We start from the raw sequence: 17,945 nt of genomic DNA, 5'->3' as shown, positions 1-17,945 counted from the left end.
AGCATATTGAGATAAAATAAGGGGGTTAACCATGGGAAATCCTAAACAAGGCGGAGATTTATATAGACCTATACATAAAGAAGGAACTCATCTTGCACCATCCAAGAATACAGAAGGGGCATTTCGAGGTACCCTTTTGGATAATGAGACAAATCAGCTTGGAAAACAGATTCAGTCTTGGAAGACATTCCTGCAAAACCATCATCATGAAATGTGGGCAACCGACTTCTTTACGATTCCTACACTCACCTTTGATGTGCTATATGTTTTGGTCATCATCCATCATAAATCTCGAAAAATCATTCATTTCGGCGTAACAACTAATCCGACGGCCGAATGGACAATCCAGCAATTCAGAAATGCAACACCATACGGTAAGGTTCCAAAATATTTAATTCATGACAACGACCCAATCTTTTGTTCCAAAGCGTTTCAATTATTTTTACAATCATCGAGCATTATTTCAAAGAAAACAGCATACCGATCACCTTGGCAAAATCCCTATGCTGAAAGAGTCATCGGCACAATCAAGAGGGAGTTGTTAGAACAAGTTATTCCACTGAATGAGCAGCATCTACATACTCTTCTAAGAGAATATATTAGAAACTACTACAATACCGATCGAACGCATCAAGGAATAGACGGCAAGACACCAATTCCATCACCTGTATACCTTCCTACTCCTGCGGAGAGTACGAGATTAGAAGCCAGACCAGTATTGAATGGTCTCTATCATGCTTACAAGAAAGTAGACTAATTTACCAATATGACCTTTTTCACCCTCGAAAAGGGTTTCTTTGTCATGCCCTTTTTTATACTCCCCTATCCCACTCCTATGAATTTACAAAGATTCCTTCAAATTCACGAGATCCAGACAAAAAAAGAAAAGTCTATCCTGTAGAATTAGCATTAGTTTTCTACGGATAGACTTTTTGAAGGGGACAACAGAGAAAGATCGAGTAGGAGGGAGCGATTAACTCCCGACCTCTCACACCACCGTACGTACCGTTCGGTATACGGCGGTTCAATTAAGATTGATGACGCAAATCTTCGTAACGAGATATCAAACTTTTGAGCCCTCGGGAACTCCAATAGGAGTTCCCGAGGGTTCTGTGTACTATTGGACTTTTGGATATTCTCCAGTAGCCCTTGCGTGAATTCCCCCATTCATATGCCTTCCCTATCGGGACGCCTAATCCGATGAGTTTCCTCGTCTTTGTACTGGGTTTCTTCCAATCCTTCCACATACACATCCGGAGTCTTCTCTTAATCCACGAATCGAACTTAACTAACACGCTTGGTGTGTCTGCCAATGCGAAATATCCACACCATCCCATCAGGTATTGATTGAGTTTGTTTATCCGATATTCCATGGAGTAGGGTTTCTTCCTTGAAGTGATTTCCCGGATTTTATTCTTCATCCGTTTTACACTTTCCTTGGCAATACGAACCTTCGGTTCCTTGCCACTGGTGAAACTGAATCCAAGAAATTTCCTCTTCCACGGACGGTCAACTGCGGATTTATTCGGATTCACCTTCAGCTTAAGCTTTCCTTCAATAAATAAAGTGATTGAGCTCATGACCCGATTCCCTGCTTTCTTTGATCTCACATAGATATTGCAGTCATCAGCGTAACGGACAAATTTGTGGCCTCTCTTCTCCAATTCCTTATCCAGTTCGTCGAGAACTATGTTGGAGAGTAGGGGGCTTAGTGGTCCTCCTTGCGGAGTTCCTTCTTCATTGGTAGTCACGAGACCGTTTATCATGATGCCCGATTTCAAGTATTTACGGATGAGCTTAAGGAGACGCTTATCTTTGATTCGTTTCGTAAGTGTCCCCATGAGTTTATCATGGTTCACCTTGTCAAAGAATTTCTCCAAGTCGATATCGACAACCCAGCGATTTCCTTCCTGTATGTACCCTTTCGCTTTCCTCACTCCGTCATGGGCACTTCGATTTGGTCGAAATCCATAACTATGGTCTGAAAATGTAGGATCATACAAAGAAGTTAACACTTGGGCTATCGCCTGTTGAATGAAGCGGTCTATCACGGTAGGGATGCCTAATAGACGCACACCTCCGTCAGGTTTCGGGATTTCGACCCTGCGGACAGGTTGCGGTTCATAGGTTCCCTGTAGGAGTTCCATTTTCATGGATTCCCAGTGTTCCAGGAAATGCTTCCGTAGGTTTTGTACAGGCATTCCATCCACACCATGGCTTCCTTTATTGCGTTCCACCCGTTTCAGGGCAGAAAGCAGGTTTTCACGTGACAGTATTCGTTCCATCAACATGTGTTACGCCTCTTTCCGTGAACAACGATTCTTCTTATGCCAGTCCTGCTCCACCATCCTGAAGTCCCCCGTGGGATTCACCACTTCCTCCTTCGGGCATGCCTTATCGGTTATCTGTGTTCTACACAGGTTACTGAATGCAAAGATGTTGTTCTCTCTTAATTGTTCAGCCCTTCCCATTCTTCTCGAGTTCAAATGGTACTATGGCTTCTGCTGACTTCTGATTGTTCAGCTATCCATCACTGGATAGGTTACCAAGTGTACTTGGCGTATCAATCAGACCTCCCCAGGTAAGGACGTAGTCTTTCCCTCCACCTATCTGCTTCATCTACTACAAACGACCTTCGGCAGAATGGGTTTTGTCTTGTTTGGCAAACTCACCCAATCGCATATAGCCTTATATGAAGTTCGTGTTCCTCAGACCGGAGGTTTGCCGCCCGCTTCCTTCAGATTCCACGTCGCCATGGACACCCTTGCGTTAGGCTAACCGCTACTTCTGCCTTCACAGTTCGGGACTTGCACCCTATAGACTACGCCCATGCTGGGCACACCAAAAAAAGCCTCCTGACCGGTTTTCTCGATCAGGAGGCTTTTGCTATTAATGTATTATTCTTGTAATTCAGACCAAATGACTTCTTTAGAAGGTACAGATACAGCCTTGAAGTTTACATTCTCACCGTTAATAGTAAGTGTAACATCTCTAAGTGCACTGCCTTGGTTTGCTGTTACTTTAGCAACCAAAGAGCCGTCATCATTCTTCCAGTTACTACCTTTCGCAGTACCATTCCATGTATAATCAGCACCGTCAAAAGTAATTTTTGAAACTGTTACACCATTGTCTACACGGTGTAGAGCACCTGCATAACGTGCAAATGTGTTCATGACATAAGAGTCAATTGCATAGTCAAATGCATCTTTTACAATGCCGTCTGCTCCGGTAACTTTACCTTCAACATTTTTATCCCCTAAGCCATTGTAGATAGCCCTAATAGCCGCGTAATCTGCTTGAGTAAAATCAGCAGTTACAGTTTTTCCTTCAACAGATAGTTTACCAAGGTCCATCCAGTTAGAAACTACTCCATTATTATTTGCGCTTGATGCAGCTTGCGCTAAATATGCAGATAAAGCTTCGCTAGTGATGAATTCAACATTTTTACCACTAGAATCTGTAATGCTAGTTCCTGATTTTGCAATAACAGTTACATCATTTGGAGCATCTAAAGTTAAAGTGTTTACATTTGAAGCTACTTCAACATTAAATGAAGAACCAACTAAAGTAATGTTAGCACCATCTTTGTTAATGAAGATTGTACCAGTGAATGTACCAGCATTTTCAAACTTAGCATCAGCATCATTGATTTCAACGTTACCACCAATTGTTCCACCTAATGCATTTTTGAATGTAGAGCTAGCTACTTCATTAATAATAACATCTCCATTAATGGTAGCAGTGTTTTCAATGTGACCGTTTGGAGCGTTTACAGTTAAATCGCCAGTAATCGTCCCTGAACTGATATTCAATGTTCCAGCAGTATTACTATTAATGCTTACATTACCAGTTAGAGTTTGACCATTCAAATCAATGTTAACTAACTTAGTAAGTGCTATGTTAGCTGTGATAGGTGCTGTTAATTTGATTGTATCTCCATCCCTAGCTGACCCAATTGCTGTTGCTAATGATGATGGATTGTTTGCTATAAATACGCTATTCCCGTCTTATACCACATTCCTGTGGCTTTCGATTCGGGCCTACACCGTACAAGCGGCTTTCACCGCATACGGCGTGCCATCAGCAGGTAGTCATTTAGTATAAGTGTGTATAACGAATCATTATACCTATATAATATCCAAAGATAGGGACCAACCATTAAATCATGATTGGTCCTATCTAATTTGAATGCTTAGTTTTGGGGAAATAAGCAATTCAGTAAATTAACTACCACTGACTGGGTTCCTTCGCTCCTACTGGTTTTATCCTTCTCGTATGTTACCATACAAGTCCGAGCGGCCAGTAATCAACACTACTATGAACCCGCTGCCATCTTGCTAGTCTCGTAGGTGCTGAAACACCTCTTCTAGTAAGACTTCAAACGTTCCGCTATTTCCATCCCTCTTTTTGATTCCCTTAGGTTTCCACTATCCAGGTGTAAGAACGACCGGATTAATAGTCAATTCCTCGATCGCCACTATAGCATTTCAACTATAGGGATGTAAAGTGAGTTCCTAGCTTATTTCGCACTATACACTAACTTACCCTGCCTACATGGATTCGTCTACCTAACCATAGGAACCTTTTAAAGAGCCCCGCCCCGAGATCACCGGGTACGACTTCACCTGACTTCATCCCTTCTGTGTATTCAGCACATCACTGGATGCAGGAGGATTAGGCACTTGTATTTGACTGTTTACAAGAGCAGGAGTTTCACCCACTAATTGGAAGATAGCAGTTAGAAAGAAACCCCGTGTACTACCAAAAGGCAAGACACGGGGTATTCGTTTCCACTCATTTCACTGAATAGATCAGTTTATAGAGTAACGTTTCGTTTAGTTTTATTAAGAAACTGTTAAACCAGTTTGTGCTGCAGATTCTGCATTTGTTGAAGTTGCTTTAACTTTAACTGAATATGTTCCAGGAGCTAAAGTAAGTTCTCCAGAAGCGTTAGCCGTTGCATCTGTCCAAGTAGTACCGTCAGTTGATACTAGATATACAGTATTTGGAACACCACCAGTTAGTTTACCTGTGCCGTCCACTAATTGTGGTGTTGCTGTTGGCGCTAATGTTACTACTAAACCAGTTTGTGCTGCAGATTCTGCATTTGTTGGAGTTGCTTTAACTTTAACTGAATATGTTCCAGGAGCTAAAGTAAGTTCTCCCGTAGAACTAGACGTTTTTTCTGTCCAAGTAGTACCATCAGTTGATACTAGATATACAGTATTTGGTTGAGCACCAGTTGCTTTTAATGCACCACCCGTTAAGTTTGGTGTTGCTGTTGGTGCTACACCAGATACTACTACACCAGTCAAGTTAGATGTAAATGCAGAAGTATTAGCCGGTGCATTTGTTGTTTGACCAACAATAGTTGCGCCATTTCTAGTTAAACCAGTAACTGTTAATGACGAAGCAGAATTGTCACCAGCTGCTACAGTGTAATTGAATACTAATGTATTACCTGTAGTAGATGCATGAGTAGCAGTTTTACCATTGCTTAATGTTAGTGCTGGAGGAGTAGATCCAGGAGTAACAGTAACATTTTCAGAGAATGTCAATGTAATACCAACTGTATCTCCAACATTGTAAGTACCTGCTGATGCACTTGCAGCTACTGTAGGGTTAGTTGCAGTTCCAACTGATGAATCTTGTGCTTGAATTGCAAATGTTACTACATCGTCAACTACTGTATATGATGCTGTAACTTTATTTTGAGCAAGAATTGCTAGGAATCCAGTAGCTCCATCAGGAATAGTTACTCCACCCAAACCTTTAAACACATAAGTTCTTCCAGCTTCTCCAGCATATTTCACTGGGTTTTTGCCACTGAATGTAATTGTTTTATTAACAGTGTCGTATGCAGTGATTACAGCTGTATAGCCAGACGTTGGTACTTCCCCAACTTTAGTAAATTTAGCTGTTGCTTCTTTTGCAGTGAATGCAAATGTTTTTTGAGTGTTAGATACAGAATCCGTATACGTAGCATTACCAGTAGCAGTTACTTTAACTGAAGTTGTTGAATCAGTTCTTGGTTTTACTTCTAGATTAGCAACTGGATTTGGTGATACTGAGAGACTACGATTTGGTGATACGATCTTCCAGTTTCCGTTATCATTTACTAGAACATCTTCTGCACCTGTGTTTGTAACAGTATATGTTACATTTGCAATTGAAGATCCAGCGCTATACGGTAACCCACTTTGGTTTGTAACAGCTGTTTTGAATGTAGCTGTTTCAACACCCGTAAATGCAGTTGTTTTTGAAGTTCCTTTATAAGCTGCTAAAGAAGCACCTTCAACATATTCTTGTTGGAAGTGAGTGATTGGTCCAACAGCAGTTGGCTCACCATTATCAAGTACCGCATCAGAAGCATTTGCTGTATTGATATCGATCCAAGCAATTGGTGTTACATAGTCGTTAATTATACTGCTTCCAACTACGAATGTAGCCTCACCTTTAGAGTTTGTTTTCACAGTGATTTTCTTCGCTTGTGCGCCTGTGTGGAATACTTGATCATCACCTGATGTGTCAATGAATTCAGCAGAAGTGCGAGTTGCGATTACTTTATCCAAGTCCTCGTTAAACGCAACATTTACGATTTCATTGGCAGCAAGTTTACCATCTTTATCCTTAACAACAATTTTATACTCACGACCACCGTTTGTATCACCGATAGCAGCAACTTCGCCACCTTCACGTGTCATTTCAAGAGTATATGCAGCTTGCAACGCAGAGAAAGTTACTTTTGGAGCTCTAGCTTGTAATGCTGAAGCCGTATATGCTTGAGAATAACCAGTTAGTGATCCACCAGCGTTGTATTGTGGAGTAGCAGCAAATACTACAGGTGTTACTGTTGCATGGTTACCCGATACTGTGAATGTAGCTTCACCTTTAGAGTCAGTTACGATTTGTGCTGCACGTGTAACAGTGTTGTTGCTGAATTGCGCAACTTCAATACCATTTACTGTTACATTTTGTGCTTTATCAGCAGTTACATTGATGTTTTCTAATGCAGAAACATTTAATGTTACGCCTGACTGTGGATTACCTGTTGTCGGGTTTTTGTAAGTAACTTTATAAGTTTTGTTAGCGCCATTATTGATAGTGTCGCCTGTAGTTACTTCTTCAATATTGATAATCGTATCAACACCCCAGAACACATAACCTAGGCTACGTACAGATGGTGCGCCTGTAGGATAAGCTACAACTGTATCAGTTCCGGATGCATATTGTGTGTATGAGAATGTTGCAATACCGTCTGCGTTTGTAACAGATTCAAATACTTGATCTTTATTCAAAGATGTTCCTTGAGAATCGACGTTGAACGTTACAGGGATCCCTGCTTGTTTAACGCCTACATCAGCAGATACGATTGCTTGTTGTCCAACTTTACCTTGTACGGATTTAGTTGTGATGTCAATCTTAGTAGGAATTACAGCTGAAACGCCTTCGAATGTACCGATTTCTTTTCCGTCAACAGCAACAGTATATTTCTTACCGCCTTCTTGAACTGCAGTTGTCAATACAACTGTTTTGTTGTCGGATTGTTTAACTGCTGCGTTAGAAACAGTCAAACCGTCGATAGTGAAGTTCAAAGAGTTTACGTTTTCAACTGCATCTTTGAAAGTTACTTCAACAGTAGTAGCGTTAACCGCCTTAACTGCTGCAACTCCAGGAGCAACTACACCAGTAGCAACTTCAGAGTAGTCAGTTTCAATTGCTTTGTTTAAGAAAGAAGCAAATTGAGCACGGTTTGTCGTACCTTTAGGGTTGAATGCTGGTGCAGCTGGGTTCGTGATATCGAAGTAATCAAGAACGTCGATAGCTGGACGAGCTTCAGCCTTTGCAGATGAACGGTCGTTAACATCTTTTTTGAAATCTTGTCCTGCAACGTATGTCGCAAGGTCGATGTCATGTACGCGGTCAAATGCGCGAACTAGAACGATCGCCATGTTTTCACGAGTGATGTTACCATTCGGATCAAGTTTACCATCTGGAGTTCCTACAAATACGCCGTTATCTTTAACAACTGCAGCATATTGTAGAAGCTCATCGTTAGAAGCAGAAGTCAAATCTGTGAAACGTGGGTTTGTTTTGTAATCACCAGGTACTTTGTATCCTTGAGTATTTACAAGCCATTTACCCATCATTTTAACAACATCAGAACGCTTCAATGTTTGAGTTGGCTTAAAAGTGCCGTCAGGATATCCTGTGATAACACCTTTTGCAACTAGTGCGTCGATAGATGCTTTGTGAGAGTTTGTGTCGCTCACATCAGAAAATGTTGCTGCGCTTGCTACTGGTGCTACTGCAGATGCTACTAGGGCAGCTGATGCAGCGCCAACTACAAACTTGCGATACTTCGTTGGTTGGTTAGCCATTGAATAATTTCCTCCTCTTATTTAAGAAATAAAATTTGTCATCTACCCCACGGCAAAATGGAAGTAGAAGCCATTACACAATAAAGTATAGATACTAGCAGCAGGGATGTCAATTACTTATTGGTATTTTGCTAGATTGCAAGTCCCAAACCTATGTAATTTACCGCTGCTTCTACTATTCTACCTTATCTCAAAAATATATCAAGTATTTCTATCATATTTCACTAAAAGTCTTAAATCATCTTAATTATCTTACTGTTTTTGCGTGGCTTGTCTTGCAAGGGTTTTGCAGATTTGTTAGTTCCTAATACTGGTAGTAATCGGCCATTATGGCGGTCGGTCCTCCTTACGTTAATCTATTAATGCAATAAATGTAATAGAATTGTAGTAGGAAGAAATTGTTTTTATAGCAGTGATTAGTTGTCCTATTAACCGACTCCTTGAAATTTTATTAGTGAAAAAGTAATTGTTTTTTGGAAATAAAATTGGTTGTCCCATTTACCAACACTTTAGAATCTATTATTTCAATGAACGTAATAGGACCTTAATAGAAAGAAGTTGTGTTTTAGTGCTGCATGATCCTGCTTGAGACAATAAACGAGAGTAGTTTTGGCTAAATATGCTTATCACACGGGAGCTTTTGATTGCAAAATACCTGCTTCGTAAGGTATTTAATTAAATCTATTGAATCTATGCTAGGGAAACTATTAATAGAAGTAGATTAGAGGAATAGTTTTGGGGATTTTGTCTAGGTGCAGGTGGGAACGAGGCTAACAGCCTCAGAATGCTGCTCCAAACGCTAACGCTTAAGCTTTTCTATGTCTAGCTCCAGGCGCCAGGGGCTCGAGGTCATAAGACGAATCTGCTTTGTGGCAAAAGGCGCCACGCCGCAGATCCGCCTTATGCCTAGCGCATCTGAGCGAGCGCCTTCCGCTTTTCTATAGAATGCAAAAGGACTTGAACAGATGGGAGCTGTTCAAGTCCTTTTGTGCGGTCAACCAACCGTTTTCGTCCTGCGTGGCGTTTAATAATATATGCTACAGAGGAAATTATCCTTACATTTCGTATTCTATCACCAGTATTACTAGATTACAAGTGTCATTATTTTATTTTTGGCGAATTATTTCAAAAAGGAATTTTGGCAAGTTCATTTGCCGTTTGATGCGGCTTGGCTCCAGCAATAGCCGGTAAAACCATTCCGCTCCGATCTTTTGGAATGCGGCTGGTGCGCGTTTGATGTTGCCTGCTAGCACATCGAATGATCCGCCTACTCCTTGGTAAAGGATCGGGTGCAAGTTGTCGCGATGCTCTTCGATCCATAGTTCCTGTTTCGGCGATCCCATGGCGACGAAGAGGATGTCGGGTTGAGCGGCGTTAATTTTTGCAATCACTTTTGACGTGTCCTTTTCATAGCCATCTTGTGTTCCGGCAACTTTAAGATCGGGATAGGTTTCGATCAGTTTAGCAGCTGCCGCATCTGCGACTCCCGGTTTCGCGCCGTAGAGGAAGATGGACTTTCCTGTTCGGGCGGCTTCCCTCACAATTCGGTCCATCATGTCTACGCCGGTTACGCGGGATTGTATGTTGCCTTTTTGGATCTTGGACGCAATGATGACGCCAATGCCGTCCGGAATCTGGAATTCCGCCCGGTTGAGCAAGGCTTTCAGCGCCGGGTCGTCTTTTGCCTTCATCAACTTTTCAGGGTTGATGGCTACGATTAATGATTTCTTTTTGGCGTCGATGTTGTTGAAGAGTTTCGGGATGAGTTCATCGTAGTTCTCTGTATTGACGTCGACGCCTAGTATCGTTTCTTTCATTTAGCTCATGACTCCTACTGGTGAGCCGTCGCCGAGTTTGAAGTAATGGAATCCGGCTTGTTCCCATTTATCTCGAGAGAGTGCGTTTTTCGTGTCGAGGATGAATGGTTTCGGCTGTTTTGTTGTGAGTGTGTTCGGGCTGAGCTGTTTGAAGTCGGTATGATCCGTCGTCAAGATGATCAGGTCAGCGTCTTGTGTTGCTTCTTCTAATGTTGCTTGTTGCGTCGTGTGCTGCAATGTTTTAATGTGCGGGTCGAAAGATTTCACTTCGATGCCGCGCTCTTGCAAGGCTTCGATCACACTAACGGATGGGCTTTCGCGCATGTCGTCGACGTCGCCTTTGAATGCGAGGCCGAGAACAGCTACTTTGCCGTCCGTGATGCCTTTCGCGTCCAACAGGAATTGCGCTTTTTGAGCGACGAATTGCGGCATGGCGTCGTTTGTAAGTCTTGCTTTGTGAATGATCTTCGCATTTTCCGGGTTGAGTTCAACTAAGAACCATGGGTCTACTGCGATGCAGTGACCGCCTACTCCTGGTCCCGGCGTATGGATGTTGACGCGCGGGTGGAAGTTTGCAAAGCGAATCGCTTCCCATATATCTACGCCGATTGTTTCTGCGATTTTTGCGAGTTCATTCGCAAATGCAATGTTGACGTCACGATATGTGTTCTCCATCACTTTGACGAGTTCGGCTGTTGTTGCGTCCGTTAGGTGGATTTCGCCTTGGACAAATGTTTTGTAGAGCGCTTTCGTTTTTTCAGCGGATTCTGGTGTGATACCGCCAACGATGCGGTCATTGTTGACGAGTTCTTCGAAAATCTTACCTGGGATTACGCGTTCAGGCGAATGTGCGACGAAGAGATTTTCGCCGAGTACTAGATCCGATTTGCGAAGCTCTGGCAGCATGATGTTTTCGACTGTTTTTGGTGGGACAGTCGACTCCAAGATGACAAGTGCGCCTGGTTTTAGGAATGGCACAATCGATGCTGTCGCTTGGCGGATGTATTCCAAGTTTGCCGTGTTGTCTGGGTTGATCGGCGACGGGACGGCGACGATGTAGACGTCTGCTTCGACTGGAGTTGTGGAAACGGTGAGGTTTCCTGCGTCAATTGCTTGGTCAAGTCGTTCTTGGAGTCCGTTCTCTTCTATATGTAGTTGCTTGTTGGCGATCATGTTGACTGCTTTTTCGTTGATGTCGACGCCGTGGACTTTGAGTCCGCTGTTGGCGAACATGACAGCTGTCGGTAAGCCGATGTAGCCGAGGCCGATGACGCACATAGTGTTGTTCATGAGTGATGTTCCTTTCTGAATGGGGGTGCTTTTATTAGGTAATGCTTGAAATTTTATTGAAATACTTTCGCAGGGGCCGATGTTGCTGGCACCCTGCTCTTTTGAATTTACATTCGTTGATTATAGCATAGTTGAATCGGTTGTACATATTTCCACTATTACGGGGCTTATTTCACCGTGATAGGTGTAAAGATGCCCTGCTTTGTCGTCCGGCCGGTGTCGTTAGCGATCCCTGGGTGGACGACGAGGAAGTATGAGCCGCCTTTTTGCATTTGTTTGAGTGGTGTGACGTCGAGCATGTCCGTGCCATTCGGTTTGATGGAGATCGGGACTGCGACGCCACCTACTTTTATGAGTTCTACTTTATTGGACGTGTTTGTGCCGGTAAGGTTCATTTTTTGTGTGAAATGGAGATGGAATGTTTTGTTAGTCGGGACTTCTTGCAGCTTATCGACTTGTTTATAGCTTTTTTGTGACAATGAGTCTTTCAATAGGCGCGCATGTATAGTAGAAAGCTCTTGGTCATGTTCGCTGGCGATTGTTGGCGAGATTCCGGTGCGATGGATTTTGGATTTCTTTGGTCCAGTGAATTCGCCGATTGTCAGTTTGAGTGCCGATCCGTCTTCAAATTCGAAGAACGATTGGATGGTGCCCTTCCCTTTAGTCTTTTCGCCGACGATGATAGCGGCGTTCTGGTCTTTGAGGGATGCCGCCACGATTTCGGATGCGGATGCCGAGTATCGGTTGACAAGTACATAGGTTTGTTTCGGGAATTTTAGTTTCGATTGAACGGGCTTTATGGTTGTCGTGCCTTCTCTCGTTTTCATTTCGTAGGCTGTTTTGACGCCTTCGAAGTGGCCGAGGAGCTGTTCAGCGCTTTCAACGTAGCCGCCACCGTTATAGCGGAGGTCAATAATGAGTTTGTCGGCACCTTTGTTCTTCAGGTTTGTGTAATGCTTCGTGACGGCTTTATCCATATTGGCGGAGAAGGTGGTGATTTTCATATATCCGATGTTGCCGTAAAGCATGTGGGATGTGACGGCGGGCTCCGTTAAATTATGGAGGGCCAGGTCGTCGGCACCGACTGCTGCTACGTAGTTCATGTATTCGTCGGCTGACATGTAACGCGAGTATTCGTCGAGAGAATCTATGATTTCGTTGATCGTCGTCATGGCATGAAGGTTTTCCGGGATGTCTCCATAATAGAAGTTTTCGACGAAGAATTTGATGTCGTCGACACGTGCGGCTTCCGCTTCGGCGGATAGTGCTGTCTGGGCCGATGCGTAAGGCGCGAGCAGGATGATAGTCATGAATGCGAGTAGGATGGATTGGATTTTTTTCATGCCGGTGACTCCTTTCTAGAGATTGTTGTTTACGGTTATTATACCCATATTATTAAATTAAAGACATGGTACGGGAGAATAGTTTTATAGAGTAGGTCCCTTGCACGGATAAATAACGACAACATACACATCCTATTCTTGTTTAGGAGGTGAAACATAATGGTTAATCAACAAAACGGTAAAAGTAAGAAAAACGTCGCGGAGGGCATTAAGGATACAGCTGGATCCGCATTCGAAACAGCTCACAATGCTTTAGAAACAACAGAAGATATTGCAATGAACACTGTAGATGCTGCTAAAAATGCTGCACAGAAAATGACAGGAAACATGAAAAACAATCAAGGTAAGCAGAGATGATTATGTGAAAACGCCAGTCTCTGGCGTTTTTCTTTTTGTACTATTTGGAAGTACGGCATTACTTTCCAATCAATTCGATTTGTAAATATCCATAGGGACAACGGTCGGTATTTGTTAACACAATCTTTATGCAGCGTTAAAACTATCAATATAGTAGCTTAACATCCCTATTCTAAACTGGATTTGAATCTAATTTAGATAGGAGATGGAGAAAATGAGCAAACAGTTACTATTAGAAACAGGAGTAGCCTTATCATTATTATTCAATCCGTTCAGTCAGCTCGCAGAAGAACCAACAGTTGGAACGAGAAAACAAGTTGATAATGTAGCGCACCGTGGTGCTTCCGGTTATGCACCTGAAAATACGATTGCTGCTTTCGATCTCGCAGTCGATATGAAAGCTGATTATATAGAAATCGATGTTCAACGAAGTGAAGATGGTGAATTGGTATTGATCCATGATACGACAGTGGATCGTACGACAGATGGAACGGGCCATGTCGGGGATTTGTCATTTGAAGAGTTGAGGAGTCTTGATGCGGGTAGTTGGTTTGGGGAAGAGTTTAATGGAGAGCCCATCCCGACATTTGAAGAGATTCTTGATCGTTACCATGGGAAGATTGGCGTTTTAATAGAGTTGAAGGCTCCGGAGATTTACCCAGGCATTGAAGAGCAAGTAGCGGAAGCATTAATAGAACGAAATCTAGATAAACCACAAAATGAAAAGATCATTATTCAATCGTTCAACTTTGAGTCGATGAAGAAAATGAATGAGCTTCTTCCCCGAGTTCCAATCGGTGTATTGACTTCTAACCGTGCTGACACAACATTGAAAGCTTTACTAGAGTTTTCAACGTATGCGGATTGGGTTAACCCGAGTTATGGAATTGTGACGGAGGAGTTGGTGGGCCAAGTGCACGCTTTAGGAATGAATGTCGGTTCATGGACGGTGCGTAGTCAGGAAGCGGCGGATTTTCTATTTGAAATGGGCGTGGACGCGATCATTACTGATTATCCGGATTATGTGGATCCTCGAAACTAGTATTTTTATAAGATTGTTTTAGTAAAGGAGTAGTTGCTGCTCCTTTTTTTGTTTGTTCGGGGGCGGTTATGCGCGAGTTTTGGAGTTTATGCGCTTTTGGAGGGATTTATGCGTAAGTTTAAGGTGTTATGGACTTTTGGCAGAGTTTATGCGTGTTTGCAGAGATTTATGCGTGGGTTCTGATGTTTATGCGTTTTTTGTAGGATGGATGCGGAGGTTTCCGATTCGCTGGGGGTTGGTGAGGCGCGATTACACGAAAAAGACGGCTGGGGTCTCCTCCCCTTCGCCGTCTTTCTATCGTTATTGGACTGAGAATTGGTGGACCCAGTAGGGGGTGCCGTTTTTGTCGATGGCATAGCCAATGCCGATGTTGGTGAATCGGGGTTGGAGGATGTTGGCGCGGTGGCCGGGTGATTCCATCCAGCCTTCGACGACGGTTTCAGCTGTTGTGTACCCTTTTGCGATGTTTTCACCGTAGCCTGACCATTCGTAGCCGAAGTGGTCGAGCATGTCGCCGACGGAGCCGTATGTTGGCGAGTTGTGGGCGAAGTAGTTGTTCTCTGCCATGTCATCGGCTTTCGCTTGGGCGATGGTTGAGAGCGACATGTCATGTTTGAGTGGTGCGATATTTTGTTGTAGTCGTTCGTTGTTAACTAGATTGATGGTTTGTGCTGCTATCGACTCGTCCATTTGGCTCGGAGGCGGCTCAGGGATGGAGTAGACTTTTTCGACGTATTTTTGCTGGGCTTCGTCATAGTAGATCTCGCCGGATTTGCGTTTAGTATCGAATTCGATGGCGCGTTGGATGAAGGCGGCCATATGGGCGCGGGATACGGGATCGTTCGGCTTGAATTCACCGCCTTGTTCGGTTGTTGTGATGCCGAGTTCGGCAATTGTTGTTATGTAGCTATGGTAGCCGTTGATTTTTTTGACGTCGCTGAATGAGATCAGGTCGTTGTCGTCCACTTTGATGTCGTAGGCGAGTGCGATGATTTTGGCCATTTGCCCGCGCTTGAGTGATGCATTCGGATTGAACGCTTCGCCGTTGTTGAAGATGCCGCGTTCGGTGAGCGCGCGGATGTGGTCGAATGCGCCATGTGCCGGGGTGACGTCTTTGAAGCCCGGTGTGAAGTCGTGTGTCGGCTTCGTTTTTGTTGCGAGTGCGACGATTTTAGCGGCTTGGGCGCGAGTTACGGGTTGGTTGAGTCTGTATGTGCCGTCCGGGTAGCCGTTGATGATGCCTAGGTCCGAGATGGCGTCGATCGGATCGTGTGCCCAATGTGATTTCGGGACATCAGTGAATGATGCGGCTTGTGCCGGTTGGATTGCGGGTGTGAGTAGTAGTGCTGTTGTGAGAAGTGCAGTTGAGATTTTGAGCTTCATAGATGTTTCGCCTCCTTTTCTACGATTATAGTGGATTTTTGGTGGAGGGTGGGAGTGAAACGGTTGGGGGTGAGCGGCGTTATGCGTGGTTTTTGGCGTTTATGCGTATATGGGAAGGTTTATGCGTTTCTGGGGGGATTTATGAGCGTTTGCTGGCGGTTATGCGTAAGTTTTGGAATTTATGCGTTTTTGGAGCAGGTTATGCGGGATTGCCAGTGATCGCGGGAAGTTATGAGGGACTGCCCTCCACTGTTCGCGCTGAATGGTTTTGACAAATTAGGGGTTGAGTTGTTGGCGGATTTATGGGCAAGAAAAAAGCTTACTTTTGAAGGTAAGCTTTTATCGCCAAAAGGTTGTGCATTCTGCTTTGTCTGCAATGTTGTAATCGATCATTTTCTCGAGTAATTCGTAATCGAACGGGCGGTTCCATGGGAATTGGACGAGCATTTTCGTGTGCTTGTAACCGGCTTGGACGATTTGGTCAGAGAAGTGAATGACTCCTGCTTCTTCGGGTGAGACAGCGAGATGCTGTTTGGATACGCTAAAGCCGATGATGTATGTACCGTGATCGGTGAACATCGGCTGATTCCACTTGATTACTGGGCTTAATTCGGGATATTTCTCTTTTACCCACGTTAACACTTCTTCTGTTCGTGCGCGATGTTCCGGGTTATCAATTTTCGCTAGAAATTCTGCGAATGCTTCCATGTCGTTCCCTCCTATTGGTCGTTTCTATCTGGTCGGTGCTAGATAGGTTCTGTACTTTGCATTATATAGGTTAAGCCGATTCGTCGACAAGGATATGTTGCGAGGGAGGTTTCAGGCTGCCCCTCTCCCCTTGTCGTTCTCAATGGTTTTGCGTTTCTTCCATAGTTCCTCTGCAGCACCTGATCCTAGCATGACGCCGATGATGATCAAGAGGAAGCCGATTAGGTGGCGGCCAGTGATGATTTCTCCTAAGAAGAGGGCTGAGCTTGTCAGGGCGAATAATGTGTTCAAGTTCATGAAAATGGCGGCTTTCGATGGGCCGATCTGTGCAATCGAGTAGTTGTAGAGCATGTGTCCGACGGCTGTACTTAAGATAGCACTTGCGGCGAAGACGGCCCAGAAGTTTGGTGGGACGGTTGTGAATTTAACGAATTCGCCGGGCTCTTGGATGAAGCTGATGATGAACAGTAACAGGCTCCCGACAATCAGCATGTACGCGGTGAGAAGCCTTGGGTCCAGCGTCCTTGCCGCCTTAGCGATTACCAAAAACGAAAGGACTTGTACAAGGATGGCGATGAAGATGAATGCGTCTCCGAGTTTGAGGCCGGATAGTGCATCGCCGCCCGCGAGGACGACGGAGCTGATGCCGATGAAGCCGACTGCTGCGCCGATCCATTGGACTCTTGTCGGGTAGTTGCGCAGGATGAGTGCTGTGCATACTGCTGTTAGTACTGGGCCGGTTCCGAGGATGAGGCTGGCGTTCGTGCCGGTTGTGCGGAAGAGGCCCATGTTGAGAAAGTAGTGGTGGAGGACGACGTTGAGTGCGGCTCCGCCGATTATGTATGTCCATTCTTTTCTGGTTGGGAGGCGTACGAGTTTTAGGGCTCCCAAGATGGCGAATACGGTGATGCCTGCTGTTAGGATGCGGAGTGCGGTCATGGTGACGGGGTGCATGAAGGTGAGCAGGTATTTGAGCATGGGGAGGTTGATGCCCCAGAGGAGCATGGTGATGGTGAGGAGTGTGTAGAGTTTCCACATGGTTGGGTGCCTTCTTTCTTTTGGTCGATAGAGTTTAGTTTAGCATATGGGAGGGGGTTAATGCGGGAGTTAGTAAAAAAAGGATCTCAATAGTTGCGGTGAGATCCATCATCATGTTGCTTGTTAAGGTTCTTCACATTACTCATCCTCTCTTATGTATTTATCAGGATTCTGGTGAAACTTATCATATAATCTTTCACTTTCCCTGATTGCTTTTTGGAATTCCGGGGGATTTGGATCGCCTTTCTTGATAACTGCTTTTGTAAATAGTAACAGTTGCTCTCCCTCGTATTCATATTCGAAGAAAATGGCTCTAAAAGCACCAGGTTTCCTTCGATTTACTCTTAATTCATTTAATGGACGATTACATATAAGCTCTTTAAAAAGCCGAAATGTCCTTTTATGTCCATTCTCATTTTCCCCAATCATGATAAGTTCTTTATTAGCTGGAATGCCTACAGAAGATAATTGCTGAAGTCCTTGCCGTAAAAACTTCGCCAATTGTTGTGCGTTGCTATCTCCTTCGATTCCCATTTGAATAATCTTTGATATTTCCGATATTACCTGACTTTTACCGTTCTCTTTT

Annotated in this window: 13 protein-coding genes; 3 read left to right on the top strand and 10 right to left on the bottom strand. The window is 44.0% G+C overall.

What is annotated here, in order from left to right; genetic code table 11:
• Positions 1–31 precede the first annotated feature (31 nt).
• Positions 32–757, top strand: a complete 726-nt coding sequence (locus NIT04_RS02260; RefSeq protein ID WP_252501986.1) for an integrase core domain-containing protein — start codon at positions 32–34, stop codon at positions 755–757.
• A gap of 271 nt (positions 758–1,028) precedes the next feature.
• On the opposite strand, the gene ltrA is transcribed toward NIT04_RS02260, so the two are convergent.
• The 6 genes from ltrA to NIT04_RS02230 all read right to left on the bottom strand — a co-directional run bounded on the left by ltrA (position 1,029) and on the right by NIT04_RS02230 (position 12,831).
• Positions 1,029–2,291, bottom strand: coding sequence for a group II intron reverse transcriptase/maturase (gene ltrA / locus NIT04_RS02255; RefSeq protein WP_252501985.1), 1,263 nt, complete (start codon positions 2,289–2,291; stop codon positions 1,029–1,031).
• Between the two features lie 606 nt (positions 2,292–2,897).
• Positions 2,898–3,869, bottom strand: coding sequence for a hypothetical protein (locus NIT04_RS02250; RefSeq protein ID WP_252501984.1), 972 nt, complete (start codon positions 3,867–3,869; stop codon positions 2,898–2,900).
• A 975-nt stretch (positions 3,870–4,844) separates the two neighbouring features.
• The gene (locus NIT04_RS02245; RefSeq protein WP_252501983.1) at positions 4,845–8,381 is read right to left on the bottom strand and encodes an S-layer homology domain-containing protein; all 3,537 of its coding nucleotides are present in this window, start codon (positions 8,379–8,381) and stop codon (positions 4,845–4,847) included.
• A 1,106-nt stretch (positions 8,382–9,487) separates the two neighbouring features.
• The gene (locus tag NIT04_RS02240) at positions 9,488–10,198 is read right to left on the bottom strand and encodes a WecB/TagA/CpsF family glycosyltransferase (protein WP_252501982.1); all 711 of its coding nucleotides are present in this window, start codon (positions 10,196–10,198) and stop codon (positions 9,488–9,490) included.
• A complete protein-coding gene (locus NIT04_RS02235; protein ID WP_252501981.1) occupies positions 10,199–11,488 on the bottom strand; it encodes a nucleotide sugar dehydrogenase in 1,290 nt (429 codons plus the stop codon).
• Positions 11,489–11,655: 167 nt separating this feature from the next.
• Entirely contained in the window at positions 11,656–12,831 is a 1,176-nt protein-coding gene (locus NIT04_RS02230) for a S41 family peptidase (protein ID WP_252501980.1), read from the bottom strand.
• Positions 12,832–12,990: 159 nt separating this feature from the next.
• Here NIT04_RS02230 and NIT04_RS02225 point away from each other — a divergent pair, with 159 nt between their 5' ends.
• Both NIT04_RS02225 and NIT04_RS02220 read left to right on the top strand, forming a co-directional pair.
• Entirely contained in the window at positions 12,991–13,188 is a 198-nt protein-coding gene (locus NIT04_RS02225) for a hypothetical protein (protein WP_252501979.1), read from the top strand.
• Between the two features lie 214 nt (positions 13,189–13,402).
• Positions 13,403–14,230, top strand: coding sequence for a glycerophosphodiester phosphodiesterase family protein (locus NIT04_RS02220; RefSeq protein WP_252501978.1), 828 nt, complete (start codon positions 13,403–13,405; stop codon positions 14,228–14,230).
• Positions 14,231–14,530: 300 nt separating this feature from the next.
• Here NIT04_RS02220 and NIT04_RS02215 read toward each other — a convergent pair whose 3' ends face one another.
• The 4 genes from NIT04_RS02215 to NIT04_RS02200 all read right to left on the bottom strand — a co-directional run bounded on the left by NIT04_RS02215 (position 14,531) and on the right by NIT04_RS02200 (position 17,893).
• Complete coding sequence (locus tag NIT04_RS02215) at positions 14,531–15,613, bottom strand: S-layer homology domain-containing protein (RefSeq protein ID WP_252501977.1); 1,083 nt, start codon at positions 15,611–15,613, stop codon at positions 14,531–14,533.
• A gap of 339 nt (positions 15,614–15,952) precedes the next feature.
• Positions 15,953–16,321 carry an iron chaperone gene (locus tag NIT04_RS02210; RefSeq protein ID WP_252501976.1) on the bottom strand — a complete coding sequence of 123 codons (369 nt, stop codon included), beginning with the start codon at positions 16,319–16,321 and terminating at the stop codon, positions 15,953–15,955.
• A gap of 111 nt (positions 16,322–16,432) precedes the next feature.
• Positions 16,433–17,359: a DMT family transporter gene (locus NIT04_RS02205; protein WP_252501975.1), complete on the bottom strand. Its 927-nt coding sequence runs from the start codon at positions 17,357–17,359 to the stop codon at positions 16,433–16,435.
• A 138-nt stretch (positions 17,360–17,497) separates the two neighbouring features.
• Positions 17,498–17,893, bottom strand: coding sequence for a hypothetical protein (locus tag NIT04_RS02200; RefSeq protein WP_252501974.1), 396 nt, complete (start codon positions 17,891–17,893; stop codon positions 17,498–17,500).
• Positions 17,894–17,945 lie beyond the last annotated feature (52 nt).

Source organism: Sporosarcina sp. Marseille-Q4943, assembly GCF_943736995.1.
GTDB lineage: Bacteria > Bacillota > Bacilli > Bacillales_A > Planococcaceae > Sporosarcina.
This window is presented reverse-complemented; position numbering and strand designations above follow the sequence as displayed.

Bases quoted from the DNA above. Each gene is read 5' to 3' on its own strand.
- NIT04_RS02260 (WP_252501986.1), top strand. From the start codon at position 32: ATGGGAAATCCTAAACAAGGCGGAGATTTATATAGACCTATACATAAA.
- ltrA (WP_252501985.1), bottom strand. From the start codon at position 2,291: ATGTTGATGGAACGAATACTGTCACGTGAAAACCTGCTTTCTGCCCTG.
- NIT04_RS02245 (WP_252501983.1), bottom strand. From the start codon at position 8,381: ATGGCTAACCAACCAACGAAGTATCGCAAGTTTGTAGTTGGCGCTGCA.
- NIT04_RS02240 (WP_252501982.1), bottom strand. From the start codon at position 10,198: ATGAAAGAAACGATACTAGGCGTCGACGTCAATACAGAGAACTACGAT.
- NIT04_RS02235 (WP_252501981.1), bottom strand. From the start codon at position 11,488: ATGAACAACACTATGTGCGTCATCGGCCTCGGCTACATCGGCTTACCG.
- NIT04_RS02230 (WP_252501980.1), bottom strand. From the start codon at position 12,831: ATGAAAAAAATCCAATCCATCCTACTCGCATTCATGACTATCATCCTG.
- NIT04_RS02225 (WP_252501979.1), top strand. From the start codon at position 12,991: ATGGTTAATCAACAAAACGGTAAAAGTAAGAAAAACGTCGCGGAGGGC.
- NIT04_RS02220 (WP_252501978.1), top strand. From the start codon at position 13,403: ATGAGCAAACAGTTACTATTAGAAACAGGAGTAGCCTTATCATTATTA.
- NIT04_RS02215 (WP_252501977.1), bottom strand. From the start codon at position 15,613: ATGAAGCTCAAAATCTCAACTGCACTTCTCACAACAGCACTACTACTC.
- NIT04_RS02210 (WP_252501976.1), bottom strand. From the start codon at position 16,321: ATGGAAGCATTCGCAGAATTTCTAGCGAAAATTGATAACCCGGAACAT.
- NIT04_RS02205 (WP_252501975.1), bottom strand. From the start codon at position 17,359: ATGTGGAAACTCTACACACTCCTCACCATCACCATGCTCCTCTGGGGC.
- NIT04_RS02200 (WP_252501974.1), bottom strand. From the start codon at position 17,893: ATGGGAATCGAAGGAGATAGCAACGCACAACAATTGGCGAAGTTTTTA.